We start from the raw sequence: 15,183 nt of genomic DNA, 5'->3' as shown, positions 1-15,183 counted from the left end.
GGCGGGTAACAACCGCCGCGCCTCGCCCTACACCGTGGCGCAGACCGTGCGCGCGTGGGCGCCGTTCGGCATCCTCACCGCCATCGTGACGGTGTGGAGCCTGCCGTCGTTCAAGGCGCTGTTCGTCGGCAACGGCGCGCTGGCTGGGTGGGTGCTGAAGTTCCATGTGCCGGCGCTGGACCAGCTGGTGATCAAGGCCGCGCCGATCGTGGCACAGCCCAAGGCCTACGAAGCGGTGTTCAAGCTCGACCTGGTATCGGCGGTGGGCACCGCCATCCTGCTGACCGCGCTGATCTCCGCCGTGCTGCTGCGCATGAAGCCAGGCGCTGCGCTGGCCACCTTCGGCGAAACGCTGATGGAGCTGCGCCGCCCGATCCTGTCGATCGGGCTGGTACTGGGCTTCGCCTTTGTCGCCAACTACTCGGGCATGTCGTCGACGCTGGCACTGCTGCTGGCCGGCACGGGCGCGGCGTTTCCGTTCTTCTCGCCCTTCCTGGGCTGGCTGGGCGTGTTCCTGACTGGCTCGGACACGTCGTCCAATGCGCTGTTCTGCTCGTTGCAGAGCACCACCGCGCACCAGATCGGCGTATCCGACACGCTGCTGGTGGCGGCCAACACCACCGGCGGCGTGACCGGCAAGATGATCTCGCCGCAATCCATCGCGGTCGCCTGCGCGGCCACCGGGCTGGTCGGCAAGGAATCCGAGCTGTTCCGCTTTACCGTGAAGCACAGCCTGCTGTTCGCGATGATCGTGGGCATCATCACCATGCTGCAGGCTTATGTGCTCACGGGGATGATTCCCCACTGACCTGCTGAGCCACTGCCCTGCTCACCCGCCGAGCGGGCACAGCCCCGCCGCTTACTCGCCGTCGTTGGCGGCGTCGCGCGGCAGGAACTGGTCGCCCTCTGCCAGCGGCGCGTAGCGGTAGGTGGCGGGCGTGCGGCTGAGCTTGACGGGCGACCCAAGGCCCTTGTAGCCATCCGCCATTTCCACCACCATCTCGCGGTGGACGGTGTGCGGATGCTGCAAGGCGTGCGCCACCGACAGCACCGGCGCGCACGGCACGCCGGCGGCCACCAGCGTATCGGCGAGCACCTTGCCATCCAGCTTGCCCATGCGCGCTTCCAGCTCCACCTTGAGCGCGGCACGGTTGACCGAGCGCGCGCCGGCGGTGGCGTAGCGCGCATCGTCGGCAAACCCCGGCATCTCCAGGTGCTCGCACAGGATGCGGAACTGCCGATCGTTGCCGACCGCGAGAAAGATCGGGTCGGTGGCGGTGGCGACGGTGTCGTACGGATAGATGTTCGGATGCGCGTTGCCGGTGCGGGTCGGCTCCTTGCCGCTCATGAACCAGTTGGCCGCGTGCGGATGCAGCAACGACAGGCCTGAGTCATACAACGCCGCCTCGACAAACTGGCCGCGCCCGCTGCGCTCGCGCTCCTGCAGGGCCAGCAACACGCCCAGCGCGGCGTTCAGCCCGGTGACCATGTCCACCACCGGCAAGCCCACGCGCAGCGCGTCGCCGCCGGCTTCGCCGTTGATGCTCATGATGCCCGCCATGGCCTGGATGGCCGCGTCGTAGCCGGGCAGGCCACCGAGCGGGCCGTCCGCGCCAAAGCCGGAAACCCGGCAGTGCACCAGGCGTGGGAAGCGCGCCGACAGCGCGTCAAACCCCAGCCCCCACTTTTCCAGCGTGCCGGTCTTGAAGTTCTCGACCAGTACGTCGGCGTCGGCCAGCAGGGCAAGCAGCACCTCGCGGTCGGCATCGGCGCTCAGGTCCAGCCGCATCACGCGCTTGTTGCGGTTCAGGCCGAAGTAATAAGAGGCCACGCCGTCCTTGAACGGAGGGCCCCAGGTGCGGGTATCGTCGCCCTGGGGCGGCTCGATCTTCAGCACGTCGGCGCCATGGTCGCCAAGGATCTGGCCGCAGAACGGCCCGCCCAGGATGCGGGAGAGATCGACCACGCGGATGCCGGCGAGCGCGCCGGGCGAGACAGGGAGTTTGCTCATGAGAGGGGTTCCGTAACTGCAGCAATGAACGTGCGGCGATGAACGCGCGGCGAAAAACGCGGGCCTGGCTCAGGCGGCCGGCGCGGGCGTGCGATCCAGCAGCTTGAAGGTGCCGGTGGCCAGCGCCAGCAGCTCGCCCTGCGCATCGCGGATCTCGCCGCGCGCAAAGCACAGGGAACGGCCGCGGCGCTCGCACCAGGCGGTGGCGGTCAGCTCGCCGCGCCCGGGCGCGGTGAAATGCACCGACAGGTCGATCGTGGCCACGCCGAAGCGGCGCGGATCGTGGCCACGCGCGGCGCAGGACAGCGCGCAATCGAGCAGCGTGGCCAGCGCGCCGCCGTGCACGTCGCCGCGGCTGTTGGTGTGGTCCGGGTGGTAGGCCATGCTCACGCGCGCCTCTTTGGCGTTGATGTGCACGCCGGTCAGGCCGAACACGCGGGCCATGGGCATCGGCAGGGCAAACAGCAGGCCGGGCGCTTCACCGGCAAATTCGTTGACGGGCGCGGGCAAGGAGAGATCGGTCATGGCGGGCACAGGGCAGGTTGGGGCCGCATGAAGGCAAAACGGGCACCGCTATGCCGCGATGCCCACGAATTCGCCCACATGCCGCCAGGTGCATTGGACTGCACGCAGGTTGGCAAACGTCGATACTACCGCCGAACCGGCCATGATTCATAGCCTGGCTTGGCGGGGCGTGCCCCTGGCTCAGTCCAGCTGAGCACCCGATTTTTGCACCACGCCGCGCCATTTGGTCACCTCTGCCTTGACGAAGCTGCCAAGCTGCTCGGGCGAGGTCGACGGCGGCAGTTCCAGCCCTTGCGCCTGCAGGGTCTTGCGCACCGCGGGCTGTTGCAGCGCATCGGCAAAGGCATGGTTGAGCTTGGCGATGACCGCCGGCGGCGTGCCGGCCGGGGCGACCACGCCGAAGAACACCGAGACGTCGAAGCCAGGCACGCCCTGCTCGGCCACGGTGGGCACATCGGGCAGCGCCTGCGAGCGGCTCTTGGTGGTCACGCCCAGCACGCGGAACTTGCCGCTCTTGATGAAGGGCAGCGCGGTCAGCACGTCGGTGAAGCTCATGCTCACCTGGCCGCCAAGCAGGTCGTTGAGCGCGGGGCCGGTGCCCTTGTAGGGAATATGGCGGAAGTCCGTGCCGGCCAGGTTGTTGAACAGCACGCCGGCCAGGTGCGAGGACGCGCCATTGCCGGACGAGGCATAGGTCAGCTTGCCCGGGTTGGCCTTGCCGTAGGCGATCAGCTCACCGACGGTCTTGGCGGGCACCGAGGGATTCACCACCAGCACGTTGGGCAACTGGCCGATCTGGATGATCGGCGCGAAGCTCTTGACCGGGTCGTAGTTGATCTTGCGGTACAGGCTGACATTGATCGCCAGCGGGGCCGAGGTGCCGAACATCAGCGTGTAGCCATCCGGCTCCGCGCGCGCCACGGCTTCGGCGCCGATATTGCCGCCGGCGCCGGCGCGGTTTTCCACCACCACGGTCTGGCCAAGGCTGCCCTTGAGCGCGGACGCCAGGGTGCGCGCCATCACGTCGGTGGGGCCGCCGGGCGGGTAGGTCACGATCATCATGATGGGCTTGGACGGGAAGTCCTTCTGCGCCAGCGCGGGGGCAATGCCCACGCAGAGGGTGCAGGCGGCGACAGCGGCGAGGCGTTGCCAGAGGGTCATGGTTGTCTCCTGGTTTAGGTCTTCTTGCGCCGGGCAGCCGATGCGGCGCCGGCGTGTGCGGCGCCGTGGGGCGCCGCGGGGGGCTTGTCGGATTTGCGGTAATGCGTCAGAAGAGGTTGACCTGCTCCACCTCGCCGGTGGCGCTCATGGCGCCGTCGGCGGGCGGCGCGATGGTGTCGGCCAGCCAGCAGGGTTCAGCCTCGCCGGCCAGCGGATCCTGGGGCAGCACACGATGGACCAGCACCAGCTGGGCCAATCGCATGCGCCGCACCGAGCCGATGCGGCCGGCTTCCCAGGCCATGGCGACCGCGCTGGTCACGTGGTACAGCGCGGAGGCGGCCTGGCGCGCCAGCACGTCGCCATCGGCGCCGGCTTCGGCGGCGCGGGCGGCCAGCTTCGCGGCCCTGGCGATTGCCGCGGTAAACGTGGCGCGCGCCCCGGCATGCATCGGCGTGGCTTGCAGCAAGCCCGCGAGATGGGCTTCCAGCACGGGCAGCGCGCCTTCGCGGCGGATGGCACGCAGCACGTCAAGGGCAACGATATTGCTGGTGCCTTCCCAGATCGAGCCGAGATGCGCGTCGCGCACCAGGCGCGGGTCGCTCCACTCCTCGATATAGCCGCAGCCGCCACGCATTTCCATGGCGTCGCCAGTGACCTTGCGCGCATCGCGGCAGGCGCGGAACTTGATCAGCGGCGTGAGCACGCGCATCAGCGCATAAGCATCAGCCTCGCCGGCGTCGGCGCGGCGCAGCGCCTCGGCGGTCTGGAACACCATGGTGCGGGCCTGCTCGGTGGGCAGCGCGAGCTTGAGCAGCTGGCGGCGCATCAGCGGCATGTCCAGCAGGCGCTTGCCAAAGGCCCGGCGCTCGCGCGCGATGAACTGGCCCTCCGACAAGGCGCGGCGCATCAGGCCGGCCGCCCGCACGCCGTTGGACAGGCGCGAGTTGTTGATCATGTCGGCCATCTGCACGAAGCCCCGGCCAAGCTCACCCACCAGGTAGGCATGCGCGCCTTCCAGGCGGATCTCGCCGCTGGCCATGGAGCGCGTGCCAAGCTTGTCCTTGAGCCGGATGATGCGGTAGTGGTTGGCGCTGCCATCGGCCAGCGTGCGCGGCAGCAGGAACAGCGACACGCCCTTGATGCCGGGCGCGGCCTCGCCGTTTTCGTCCTCGACGCGGGCCAGCACCATCGCCAGCGCGGCGTCCGGGTTGGAGCAGAACCATTTGTCGCCCGACAGGCGCCAGCCGCCCTCGGCCTGCGCATCGCGCGCGGCGCGGGTGGTGGTGGCAGCCACGTCGGAGCCCGCGCCTTGCTCGGTCATGAACATGGCGCCCTGGTACAGGTCCTCGAAGACCTGCGTGGTGAGGTTCGGCAAGAAGCGCTCGACCACCGCCGGATCGCCGAACTTGCGCAAGGTGCGGGTCAGCGAATCGGTCATCGACAGCGGGCAGCACAGGCCGAACTCGGCCTGCACGAACAGGTAGGTCAGCGCGTACTTGGCCGCAGCGGGCATCGGCTTGTCCCAGCCCAGCACGCCGCCGCGGTGTGATGCCGCCGCCAGGCCGAACTCGGAGAACGCCACCTTCTCCAGCTCCACGTAAGCGGGATGCTTGTCGATGCGCTGCGCATCGATGCCGGTGCGGGTCCGGTGCGACAAGGTGGGCTTGTTCTGGTCGGCGATATGCGCGAGTTCGTCCAGCACGCCCCCGGCCAGCGCGCCCATGCGGTCGAGGTGGGGCAGCAGGTGGGCGAACAGGTCGGGCGGGAGGTAGAGCGGCAGCAGCGCGCGCAGGTCAGGGTCGCTGGCAAACAGGTTGACGCCTTGCTGGTCCGGCACCGGATGCGCGGGCGTGGCGGACAAAGTGGCCGAAACGACAGTTTGGCGCGCTGCGCTGGTCTGCATGGGGTATCTCCTGTGTGTGCCGGCAGGTGGAGCCGGATACTTTGTCTGCATTATTCAAAGTCCAGCGATTCGTGTCTAATTCTAAAATTGGCTTGGTCCATATATTTTTTGTATCGCCATGGAATTCCGTCACCTGCGCTACTTCCTCGTCCTCGCCGAAGAACTCCACTTCGGCCGGGCCGCCCGCCGCCTGTCGATCTCGCAGCCGCCGCTATCGCTCAATATCCAGCAGCTGGAAGCCTCGGTGGGCGCCCGCCTGTTCGAGCGCGACAGCCGCGGCGTGCGCCTGACCGCCGCCGGCCGGGCCTTTCGCGAATCGGCCAGCGCGCTGCTGGCCCAGGCCGAAGAGGCCCGCCTGCTGGCCCGCGAGATCGAGGCCGGCGCCGTCGGGCGGCTGCGCATCGGCTTTGTCGGCTCCATGCTGTACCGCGGCCTGCCCCAGCGCCTGCGGGAGTTCCAGGCCAGCTACCCCGGCATCCAGGTGGCGCTGACGGAACTCAACTCACAGGAGCAGATCGACGCGCTGCTGCATGACGGGCTGGATGCCGGCTTCATCCACACCGACCGCGTGCCCAGCGAACTGGCCACCGCGCTAGTCCATAGCGAACCCTTCCTGTGCTGCGTGCCGCATGACCACCGCCTGGCGCGCCAGGCCACCGTGGCACTGAGCGAGCTGCGTGGCGAGCCCTTCGTGCTGTTCTCGCGCAAGGCCTCGCCCGACTACTACAACCGCATCTTCGAGATGTGCGCGGCGCAGGGCTTCTATCCGCAGATCCGGCATGAGGTGCGGCACTGGCTGTCGGTGGTGTCCCTGGTGTCGCAAGGAACCGGCGTGGCGGTGGTGCCGGCGGCGCTGCAAAGGTCGGCAATGGCGGGGGCGGTGTTTTTGCCGCTGGCGCAGGCGACGGTGCCGTCGGAGGTGTATTGCGTCTGGAAGGCGGGAACGGACGAGCCCGCGCGCGACCGCTTCCTGGAGAAGATGCGGGATGAGAATTAGGAAGATGAGGGAGAAAGAGAGCCGGGCCCTCCCGGCTCACCCCGAGATGCGGCGAGCGCCTGCGATGGCGAACGCACTCAGGGTAAACACCAGGCTCATAAAGAAAATGCCACCTGCTTTACCGGCAGGTGGCATGTCAAATACGCGTGGAACGGGGTGTTCAGCGTGCAAGCAGCTTACCCGCTGCACTTTCCTCCACCAATAACGCAATTGCGTTATTCGGGACCCCACTCATGCGGAGGAGGCGGATCGCCCCGCCAGTCCGGATTCAGAACCCTTCGACCGCCACGCTGACATGGCCCACGTCGGGCGCAGCGGCGAAGTAGTCGCCAACCAGCTTGCGCCATTCGGCGAAGTCCGCGGATTCGCGGAAATCCACCATGTGGTTCTCGACCGTTTCCCACTTGACTTCCAGCGTGAAATGCGAGGGGTTTTCGATCGACCTGAGCAGCCGCATGGCGTGGCAGCCGCGGGCGCGCTTGAAGAGCGGCGCCGCCTTGGCAACCGCTGCCTCGAAGTCCGGCTCCGTGCCCGGTTTGATCTGGAACTGCGCTATTTCGAGAATCATGTCATGTGCTCCGTCTGTGCATGTCAGGAAGGCCGGGGCCTGGCCCGGCCGTGCGTCGACAAGCATTCTATGACAGGCCGGGACATCGCGCCTCGCCGCGAAATTATTCTTAGATGTCGAACATTACTTGACAAGGCCACGGCAACTGCTAGGATTGCCACACGTACTTCGATATCTAAGTATTCTTCGCCTTCACATCAAGACCGCGACATCAACCCGCCGGACCCCCGGAACCCTGGAGCCAAGCATGTACGACTCATTTGCAACCGACAAGCTGATTGACCTGTGGCTGACCGAAGACATCGGCGCCTGCGACCTGACGGTCCAAACCATGATCGAGAAGGGCGAGACGGGTTCGTTCTATATGAATGCGCGTGAGCCGATGCTGATCGCCGGTGTGGATGTGGCCGCCCGCGTGTTCTCGCGCTACGACCCGTCGCTGCACGTGGATGTGCGCGTCAACGACGGTGACAAGGTCGCCAAGGGCGCCATCCTGATCGCCGTCAGCGGCTCCGCGCGCAGCGTGCTGACTGCCGAGCGCACCGCCCTGAACATCATGCAAAGGCTGTGCGGGATCGCCAACCATACCGCCCGCTACGTGGAGGCCATCGCCGGCACCAAGGCGCGCCTGATCGACAGCCGCAAGACCACGCCGGGGCTGCGCGTGCTGGAGAAGCACGCGGTGACCTGCGGTGGGGGCCTGAACCACCGGCTGGGGCTCGATAACGGCGTGATGATCAAGGACAACCATATCGCCGTGTGCGGCAGCATTGCCGCGGCCGTTGCGCGCGCGCGCCGGCAACTGCCCGTGCTGACCAAGCTGGAAGTGGAGTGCGATCGCCTGGACCAGGTGCGTGAGGCCCTGCAGGCGGGCGTCGACGTGATCATGCTGGACAACATGTCGGTGCCCGACATGCGCGAAGCCGTGGCCATCGTCAACGGGCGCACCAAGGTGGAGGCGTCCGGCGGCATCAACCTGGAGACCATCCGCCCCATCGCCGAGACCGGCGTTGACTACATTTCCACCAGCAAGATCACCCAGTCCGCGCCGGCCGTGGATATCGGGCTGGACGATGCGGTGTGAACAAGTAGAGTGAACAGGCGGTGTAAAGACACCGTGTGAGAGATACCGTGTGAGCGGGAGTCACTCCTTCCCGCCACTTCGACGCGCGCCTGGCTGCTGCCTCGCGCGCTTTTTTTTCATGCCGCGCTCGCCGCCAGCGGCGTCACTGGCTCAAAGATCCGCCAGCAGCCGCCCCAGCTCGCGCGTCGATGGCACACGCCGTGCCGTGCCCTGGGCCGCTGCCTCGTCCTTGGCCAGGTTGCGGTTGATGGCGATCAACACCTTGCGCGCGGTGGCCACCTCTTCCGCCGACACGCCCTCGACACTGATCTCATTGACCTCCTCGGCCAGCGGCACCAGCTTGCGCTTGAGGGCGCGTCCCGTCTTGGTCAGGAACACATGGACATTCTTCTTGTTGCCGGGCAGGTGCGTGCGCTCGATGTAGCCCAGCGCTTCCAGCGCCTTGACCGCCGCGAACGTGGTCGGCTCCGTGACGCCCGCTAGGTCGCTCAGTTCGCGCTGCGACAAGCCGTCGTGATCCCAGAGAATCCGCAGGATGGTCCAGTGCCCATAGGAAACAGTGTGTTCGGCCAGGCGCATCTGCAGGGCACGGATATAGGCCCGGGCGGCGTCCTTCACCATATGCGCCAGGCGCTCGTTGGCGATGTCGCCCGGCTGGGCGGGCGCCTGCGTTTCAGTCAATTTCGATGTGGCCATAAGACGGTGTGGGAGTCCTTGTCGGCGCCGACCGTGCCCGCGCCCGATGATGGAAAGCATGATAACGCGTTGGCAAAGCGGCCGTATGTTCCGCCACGCCGCTCTCCCGGCGGAACTTCGCCAGCTAACCATTTTGGTTCGTACTGATGTAGTGTGCGCTACATCAGTGCAGGCTTGCGCCACGCGCGACGCGACAACGCACGCGCAGAGGGATTTCCCTGCTGGACATTGCCGGAATCTCCGACACAGGCCGTGGATACGGCCCTTCCCGGCTATGGCCCGACTCTTGCGTATTCTTAGATGTCGAACTTATCTTGACAAGATTTCATCTGGTGCTAGCATTGCCTTTGTACTTCGATATCTAAGTATATTGTCTGCGAACGTATGCGGGTATGCGGCACGGCCGACGAAACGGGACCAAGAGAAGGATAAGGATAAGGATGACCATGAAGAACCCCGAGACCTGGAACGACACATGCACAAGCAGCCTGGAAGCCGCCCGCTATCCGGACCGCGTCGGGCCATCGGCTTTGGCGGCGGTCTCCACCACGCGGGATAAGCCCGTGCAGGCTGCCGGCACCTTCTTCCTCGTGGTTGGCCCCAGCGGCGCGGGCAAGGACACGCTGATGGACGGCGCCAGGGCGGCGCTGCTGGCCGATCCGTGCTATGTATTTGCCAGGCGCGTCATCACCCGGCCAGCAGGTTCGCCGGGCGAGGACCACGAGGGCGTGACGCAGGCCGAATTCTCGGCGCGCGAGACGGCCAACGCCTTCCTGATCACGTGGGCAGCGCATGGCTTGCGCTATGGGCTGCCGGCCAGCTTGCTGGATGAACTGGAGCGCGGCCGGCACGTCATCGCCAACGGCTCGCGCGGCATTGTCGCCGCGCTGGCTGGCCAGTTGCGCAACTTCGTCGTCATCCATGTCACGGCGCCGCTGCAGGTGCTGGCGCAGCGCATTGCCGCGCGCGGACGCGAATCCGGCGACGCGGTGCTGCGCAGGCTGGAGCGCATCCCCGATCCGATTCCCGCAGGCGTGGCGAGCGTCTGCGTATCGAACGACGCGGCCATGGATGTGGGCATCGCACGCTTCCTGGAAGCGCTGCGCACGGCGCCGGCGCCGCTCAAGGCCAGACGCATGCCAATCGCCACCGGCGACGCGCACATTGCTTATGTGTCGCCCGCCTTTTCCGCTGGCCAGACCCGCATGGCCGTGCGCTCGGGAACGGTCGAGATCCCCGCTGCCTTGCATGTGGTCGAGAGCCCGGCCTTGCTGCAGGACGAAGAAATCGGCCTGTCCGATGCCCTCTTCGATCGCCTGGGCGCTGCGCCCGGCAGTACGGTGCGCCTGCGCCGGATTCCCGGCCCCGTCAGCCGCGATGTGCTGCGCAAGAAGCTGCGCGGCGATGCCTTGAGCGAGGCCGAATACGAAGCCGTGTTGCGCGATGCGGTGGAGGGCCGTTATACGGAGATCGAGCTGACCGCGTTCCTGGTGGCTGCCTCGCAGCACCTCACCGATGCGGAAGTGGTCAGCGTCGCGCGTGCCCGCACGCGCTTTGCCCCCAGGATCGGCTGGGACGAACCCATCGTGGTGGACAAGCACTCCATGGGCGGCGTGCCGGGCAGCCGCATCACGCTGATCGTGGTGCCGATCGTCGCGGCGTTCGGGCTGGCGATGCCCAAGACCTCGTCGCGCGCGATCACTTCCGCGGCCGGCACCGCCGAGGCCATGGAGACGGTGGCGCGGGTGGACCTGGACATCGACGACGTGCGCCGCTGCGTGGAGCAAGCGCGGGCCTGCATTGCCTGGAACGGCCGCCTTAATCACTCGGCTATCGACGATGTGATGAATGCCATCACGCGCCCGCTCGGCCTGGACACCAACCGGTGGTCGGTGGCATCCATCCTCTCCAAGAAATACACCGCAGGTTCGACCCACGTGATCGTCGACCTGCCCTTCGGCCCGCAGGCGAAGCTCAAGTCGCAAGCCGAAGCCCAAGCCCTGGGCGTCTTGTTCGAAGCGGTGGGCGCGGGGCTGGGCATGCAGGTGCGCGCGTTCGCGACGCACGGCAGCAAACCCATCGGGCGCGGCGTGGGCCCGGCACTGGAAGTGCGGGATGTGCTGCAGGTACTCAACGGCAGCCCCGACGCACCCGCGGACCTGCGCGAGAAGGCCCTGTTCTTTGCCGGACAGATTCTTGCGTTCGACCCGGCCGTGGGATCTCCCGCCGAGGGACGGCGGATTGCGGGCGAATTGCTTGCCTGCGGGGCCGCAAGCGCCGCATTCGGCCGGATCGTGGCCGCGCAGGGCGCAAGGGCGGCACCGAATGCACCTGGCCAGCACGTCCACACCGTACCGGCCGGCACGGCGGGCGTCGTCGCGGACATCAATGGATTTGCCATCGCTGGCATTGCGCGCGGCGCCGGCGCGCCACGCCGGCCTGGCGCCGGCGTGGACCTGCTGTGCACGGTGGGGGACCGGCTCGTTGCGGGGCAACCGCTGTTCAGGATCCACGCCGAGACCGCCATCGATCTGGAGGCGGGCGTACGGGCCCACGCTTCGGCGGAGCTTGCCGGGCCGCCGATTCGTATCCTGGCGGACTAGCAGCGCGTCCGGGCGCGCCGCCCGCACTGCCGCACTGATCTATCATTTCCTTCAACCGATGAGGCAAAAAATGACATTCCTGTCCGTGGTACGCAGTCTCGCATCGATCTCCTTGCTGGGGGCCACCCTGTTCGGCCTGCCCGCGCAGGCGAGCGCCAATATCGGCGGCGACTTTCCACAAAAGCCGATCCGGCTGGTGGTGACGTTCCCGGCGGGAGGGGGCACCGACACGCTGGCGCGGGTGATCGGCACGGAGGTGGGCCGCAGCCTGGGCCAGCCGGTGGTGGTCGACAACCGGCCGGGCGCCAGCGGCAATATCGGCGCCGAGTACGTCGCCAAGAGCCCGTCGGACGGCTATACCTTACTGGTGGTCAACAGCAGCTTTGCGATCAACCCCGGCGTTTTCCGCAACCTGCAGTTCGATCCGGGCAAGGACTTCAGCGCGGTGATCTCCGTGGCATCCGTGCCATCCATCATCGCCGTACCCGTTTCTTCCAGGATCCAGAACTTCAATGACCTGCTCGCGGCCGGGCGCTCGGGCAAGCCGCCGACGTACGCCTCCTGCGGCAACGGCACGCCCCAGCACCTTGCCGGCGAACTACTCAAGATCTCGGCCAGGATCGACCTGCTGCACGTGCCCTACAAGGGTTGCGCTCCGGCGCTGGCTGACGTGCTGGGCGGCCAGGCCGACGTCAGCATCAACACGCTCAGCAACACGGTGCCTTACCTCAAGGCCAACAAGCTGCGCGCGCTGGCCGTCACCTCCAAAGGCCGGTCGCCGCTGCTGCCCGACGTGGCCTCGGTGAGCGAGCTTGGGGTCAGTGGCTATGACGTGGACCAGTGGTTTGGCATCCTGGCCCCGGCGCACACGCCGCCGGACATCGTGCACAAGCTCAACGCGGCCATCGCCAAGGCCGTCGCCAAGCCGGAGGTCAAGGCCAATCTCGCCCAACTGGGATTTGCAACCGCCAGCAGCAGCCCGGCGGAATTCCAGAAGTTGGTGAACACCGATATCGAGCGCTGGAAGAAGCTCGCCGCGCAGATCGGCCTGCGGGTCGACTAGGACCCGCAAGAAACCAACAAAAACAAACAAAAGCCAACAGAGGCCAACAGAGCCTGCTAAAGCTCGCCAGGGCCAGCTGAGACCCACGGGGCGACGCGCGCCGCCCGCCCCCCACCCAATCCCGTTGCAACACCGCGACGCCACGGCCATCACGGATCCCGTGCGGCCGAATGTTGCCTGACGTGCGCTTCGGGCGATTGCGCACCGCCGGCATTGTGGTGCGCCATGCAGGCAGCGCGCACGAACAGCACAACTGCGCGAAATCAAAACGCCCGCATGCAAATCGGCTACAATAGGAACGATTTTCATTTACCAACCCTGGTGTGAGTTTGCCGACTGCGTGCCGTGCCTCGCGCCAACGGACTGGAAGCCACATGCGGTTGTCTGAACTTCCGCGGCGCGCCGCCGCTGTCATCGTGTCGATCGATGACAACTCTCCTAACGATCCGGTAGCACGCCGCCTGCGCGAACTCGGCTTTGTGCCGGGCGAAGCCGTACAGGTCATCGCGCTGGGACCGTTCGGCATGGATCCCCTTGTCGCCCAGGTGGGCTTTACCCGGTTTGCCTTGCGCCGCGCCGAAGCAGCCCGCATCACCGTGGAAGCGCTAAGCGCCACCGTCTCCAGCATCACGCCGGCAGCGCAACCCGACGCGCCCGCCGCCAAACGCTCCGCTGCCTGACCGGGCACCTGCCAAGAATATGTCTGTCGCCAACCCGACTTCCGCTTCCCAGCGTCCCGCATTGCGCGTTGCGCTGGTGGGCAATCCCAATTGCGGCAAGACCGCGCTGTTCAACCGCCTGACCGGCAGCCGCCAGAAGGTGGCCAACTACGCCGGCGTCACCGTCGAGCGCAAGGAAGGCCATTTCGTCTCGCCGGCCGGCAGGCAGGTGCGTGTGCTGGACCTGCCGGGTGCCTATAGCCTGCATGCAGCCAGCCTGGATGAAGCCATCACGCGCGATATCTGCCTGGGCAAGCGCCCGGGCGAGCCGCGCCCCGACCTGCTGGTGTCGGTGGTGGATGCCACCAACCTGCGCCTGCACCTGCGCTTCGTGCTGGAACTGCGCCGCCTGGGCCTGCCCATGGTGCTGGTGCTCAATATGAGCGATGCCGCGGCCAAGCGCGGCATCCGCATCGACCGCGACAAGCTGGCCGCCGCGCTCGGGGTGCCGGTGGTCCAGACGATTGCCGTCAAGCGCGATGGCGCCGCCAGCCTGCTGGCCGCACTGGACGCGGCCTTGCCGCAAGTGCCGGATGCCGCCCCCGAGCAGGCATCCGACATGGACGTGCACCAGGAGGTCAAGCGCCTGCTGGACGCCGCTGTGACCATGCCGGCACGTACCGCGGCCATGGACGACCGGCTCGACCGCATCCTGCTGCATCCGGTGTTCGGCCTGGTGATCCTGGCCGTGCTGCTGTTCCTGATGTTCCAGGCGGTGTTCTCCTGGGCCACCCCGCTGATGGACGGCATAGAGGGCGGCGTGCACTGGTTCGGCGAGATCGTCGGCAGCCATCTGCCCGAGGGCATGCTGCGCAGCCTGCTGGTGGATGGCCTGATCGCCGGCCTGGGTGCCGTTGTCGTGTTCCTGCCGCAGATCCTGATCCTGTTCCTGTTCATCCTGACGCTGGAGGAATCCGGCTACCTGCCGCGCGCCGCCTTCCTGCTCGACCGCCTGATGATGGGCGCCGGCTTGTCCGGCCGCTCCTTTATCCCGCTGCTCTCCAGTTTTGCCTGCGCGATTCCCGGCATCATGGCCACGCGCACCATCCAGGACCCGCGCGACCGCCTCGCGACCATTCTGGTGGCGCCGCTGATGACGTGCTCCGCGCGGCTGCCCGTGTACGCGCTGCTGATCGGCGCCTTCATCCCGGCGCGCACGGTGATGGGGATGTTCAACCTCCAGGGCCTGGTGCTGTTCGCCCTCTATGTGGCGGGCATCGTGAGCGCGCTGGTGGTGGCGTACGTGCTGAAGTATTTCCGCCGTGACCGCACCGACCACCCGCTGATGATGGAGCTGCCCTCGTACCGCATCCCCAATGTGCGCGACGTGGCGATCGGCCTGTGGGAGCGTGCCCGCATCTTCCTGTCCCGCGTGGGCAAGGTGATCCTGACGCTGACGGTGGTGCTGTGGTTCCTGGCCACGTTCCCGTCGCCGCCGGACGGCGCCACCGCCCCGGCCATCGACTACAGCTTCGCCGGCATGATCGGCCGGGCGCTTGAGCATGTCTTTGCGCCGATCGGCTTCAACTGGCAGATCTGCATCGCGCTGGTGCCTGGCCTGGCGGCGCGCGAAGTCGCCGTAGGCGCGCTGGCCACCGTCTATGCGCTGTCCGGCAGCGAGGACGCCATGGCCAGCCAGCTGGTGCCGATGATCGCCGCGCAATGGTCGCTGGCCACCGCGCTGTCGCTGCTGGCCTGGTTCGTGTTCGCGCCGCAGTGCATCTCCACGATGGCGGTGATCCGGCGCGAGACCGGCTCCTGGAAGGTGATGGCTGCCTCGACGGCCTACCTGTTCGGGCTCGGCTACGTGGCGGCCTTTGCCACGTACCACATCACCCTGATGCTGAGCTGAA

Annotated in this window: 13 protein-coding genes; 7 read left to right on the top strand and 6 right to left on the bottom strand. The window is 67.1% G+C overall.

Features of this window, described 5'->3' with window-relative positions; genetic code table 11:
• On the top strand, window positions 1–808 hold an 808-nt coding region (locus AC1RWI_RS30150; RefSeq protein WP_492870135.1), incomplete at its 5' end, for an L-lactate permease.
• Window positions 809–859: 51 nt separating this feature from the next.
• Here AC1RWI_RS30150 and AC1RWI_RS30145 read toward each other — a convergent pair.
• From AC1RWI_RS30145 to AC1RWI_RS30130, 4 genes are all read right to left on the bottom strand, one after another.
• Window positions 860–2,011: a CaiB/BaiF CoA transferase family protein gene (locus tag AC1RWI_RS30145; protein WP_043352777.1), complete on the bottom strand. Its 1,152-nt coding sequence runs from the start codon at window positions 2,009–2,011 to the stop codon at window positions 860–862.
• A gap of 69 nt (window positions 2,012–2,080) precedes the next feature.
• The gene (locus AC1RWI_RS30140) at window positions 2,081–2,536 is read right to left on the bottom strand and encodes a PaaI family thioesterase (protein ID WP_459374588.1); all 456 of its coding nucleotides are present in this window, start codon (window positions 2,534–2,536) and stop codon (window positions 2,081–2,083) included.
• 180 nt (window positions 2,537–2,716) lie between these two features.
• Window positions 2,717–3,697, bottom strand: coding sequence for a Bug family tripartite tricarboxylate transporter substrate binding protein (locus AC1RWI_RS30135; RefSeq protein ID WP_043352773.1), 981 nt, complete (start codon window positions 3,695–3,697; stop codon window positions 2,717–2,719).
• A gap of 106 nt (window positions 3,698–3,803) precedes the next feature.
• Entirely contained in the window at window positions 3,804–5,600 is a 1,797-nt protein-coding gene (locus AC1RWI_RS30130; RefSeq protein WP_492870134.1) for an acyl-CoA dehydrogenase family protein, read from the bottom strand.
• 118 nt (window positions 5,601–5,718) lie between these two features.
• On the opposite strand from AC1RWI_RS30130, the gene AC1RWI_RS30125 reads away from it, so the two are divergent.
• Entirely contained in the window at window positions 5,719–6,597 is an 879-nt protein-coding gene (locus tag AC1RWI_RS30125; RefSeq protein ID WP_043352769.1) for a LysR family transcriptional regulator, read from the top strand.
• Between the two features lie 268 nt (window positions 6,598–6,865).
• Here AC1RWI_RS30125 and AC1RWI_RS30120 read toward each other — a convergent pair whose 3' ends face one another.
• The gene (locus AC1RWI_RS30120; RefSeq protein ID WP_043352767.1) at window positions 6,866–7,165 is read right to left on the bottom strand and encodes an antibiotic biosynthesis monooxygenase family protein; all 300 of its coding nucleotides are present in this window, start codon (window positions 7,163–7,165) and stop codon (window positions 6,866–6,868) included.
• 247 nt (window positions 7,166–7,412) lie between these two features.
• Between AC1RWI_RS30120 and nadC the strand changes: the two genes are divergently transcribed.
• The gene (nadC, locus tag AC1RWI_RS30115) at window positions 7,413–8,249 is read left to right on the top strand and encodes a carboxylating nicotinate-nucleotide diphosphorylase (RefSeq protein ID WP_492870133.1); all 837 of its coding nucleotides are present in this window, start codon (window positions 7,413–7,415) and stop codon (window positions 8,247–8,249) included.
• Window positions 8,250–8,399: 150 nt separating this feature from the next.
• Here nadC and AC1RWI_RS30110 read toward each other — a convergent pair whose 3' ends face one another.
• Window positions 8,400–8,945, bottom strand: coding sequence for a MarR family winged helix-turn-helix transcriptional regulator (locus tag AC1RWI_RS30110; RefSeq protein WP_043352765.1), 546 nt, complete (start codon window positions 8,943–8,945; stop codon window positions 8,400–8,402).
• Between the two features lie 563 nt (window positions 8,946–9,508).
• Between AC1RWI_RS30110 and phnN the strand changes: the two genes are divergently transcribed.
• The 4 genes from phnN to feoB all read left to right on the top strand — a co-directional run bounded on the left by phnN (window position 9,509) and on the right by feoB (window position 15,182).
• Window positions 9,509–11,548, top strand: a complete 2,040-nt coding sequence (gene phnN, locus AC1RWI_RS30105; protein ID WP_492870137.1) for a phosphonate metabolism protein/1,5-bisphosphokinase (PRPP-forming) PhnN — start codon at window positions 9,509–9,511, stop codon at window positions 11,546–11,548.
• A 70-nt stretch (window positions 11,549–11,618) separates the two neighbouring features.
• Window positions 11,619–12,611 (top strand): tripartite tricarboxylate transporter substrate binding protein, encoded by a 993-nt coding sequence (locus AC1RWI_RS30100; RefSeq protein WP_492870132.1) that lies wholly within the window; start codon window positions 11,619–11,621, stop codon window positions 12,609–12,611.
• A 374-nt stretch (window positions 12,612–12,985) separates the two neighbouring features.
• Window positions 12,986–13,291, top strand: a complete 306-nt coding sequence (locus AC1RWI_RS30095) for a FeoA family protein (RefSeq protein WP_043352761.1) — start codon at window positions 12,986–12,988, stop codon at window positions 13,289–13,291.
• 19 nt (window positions 13,292–13,310) lie between these two features.
• On the top strand, window positions 13,311–15,182 hold the full coding sequence (gene feoB / locus AC1RWI_RS30090; RefSeq protein WP_492870131.1) for a ferrous iron transport protein B: 1,872 nt from the start codon (window positions 13,311–13,313) through the stop codon (window positions 15,180–15,182).
• The last annotated feature ends 1 nt before the right edge of the window (window position 15,183 follow it).

It is taken from the genome of Cupriavidus sp. MPR-AND1C, from assembly GCF_058809705.1.
Note: the sequence above shows the minus strand (reverse complement) of the source record. Positions and strands in the feature narration are given on the sequence as shown.

Bases quoted from the DNA above. Each gene is read 5' to 3' on its own strand.
- AC1RWI_RS30120 (WP_043352767.1), bottom strand. From the start codon at position 7,165: ATGATTCTCGAAATAGCGCAGTTCCAGATCAAACCGGGCACGGAGCCG.
- AC1RWI_RS30095 (WP_043352761.1), top strand. From the start codon at position 12,986: ATGCGGTTGTCTGAACTTCCGCGGCGCGCCGCCGCTGTCATCGTGTCG.
- AC1RWI_RS30125 (WP_043352769.1), top strand. From the start codon at position 5,719: ATGGAATTCCGTCACCTGCGCTACTTCCTCGTCCTCGCCGAAGAACTC.
- nadC (WP_492870133.1), top strand. From the start codon at position 7,413: ATGTACGACTCATTTGCAACCGACAAGCTGATTGACCTGTGGCTGACC.
- AC1RWI_RS30140 (WP_459374588.1), bottom strand. From the start codon at position 2,536: ATGACCGATCTCTCCTTGCCCGCGCCCGTCAACGAATTTGCCGGTGAA.
- AC1RWI_RS30130 (WP_492870134.1), bottom strand. From the start codon at position 5,600: ATGCAGACCAGCGCAGCGCGCCAAACTGTCGTTTCGGCCACTTTGTCC.
- AC1RWI_RS30135 (WP_043352773.1), bottom strand. From the start codon at position 3,697: ATGACCCTCTGGCAACGCCTCGCCGCTGTCGCCGCCTGCACCCTCTGC.
- feoB (WP_492870131.1), top strand. From the start codon at position 13,311: ATGTCTGTCGCCAACCCGACTTCCGCTTCCCAGCGTCCCGCATTGCGC.
- AC1RWI_RS30145 (WP_043352777.1), bottom strand. From the start codon at position 2,011: ATGAGCAAACTCCCTGTCTCGCCCGGCGCGCTCGCCGGCATCCGCGTG.
- AC1RWI_RS30100 (WP_492870132.1), top strand. From the start codon at position 11,619: ATGACATTCCTGTCCGTGGTACGCAGTCTCGCATCGATCTCCTTGCTG.
- AC1RWI_RS30110 (WP_043352765.1), bottom strand. From the start codon at position 8,945: ATGGCCACATCGAAATTGACTGAAACGCAGGCGCCCGCCCAGCCGGGC.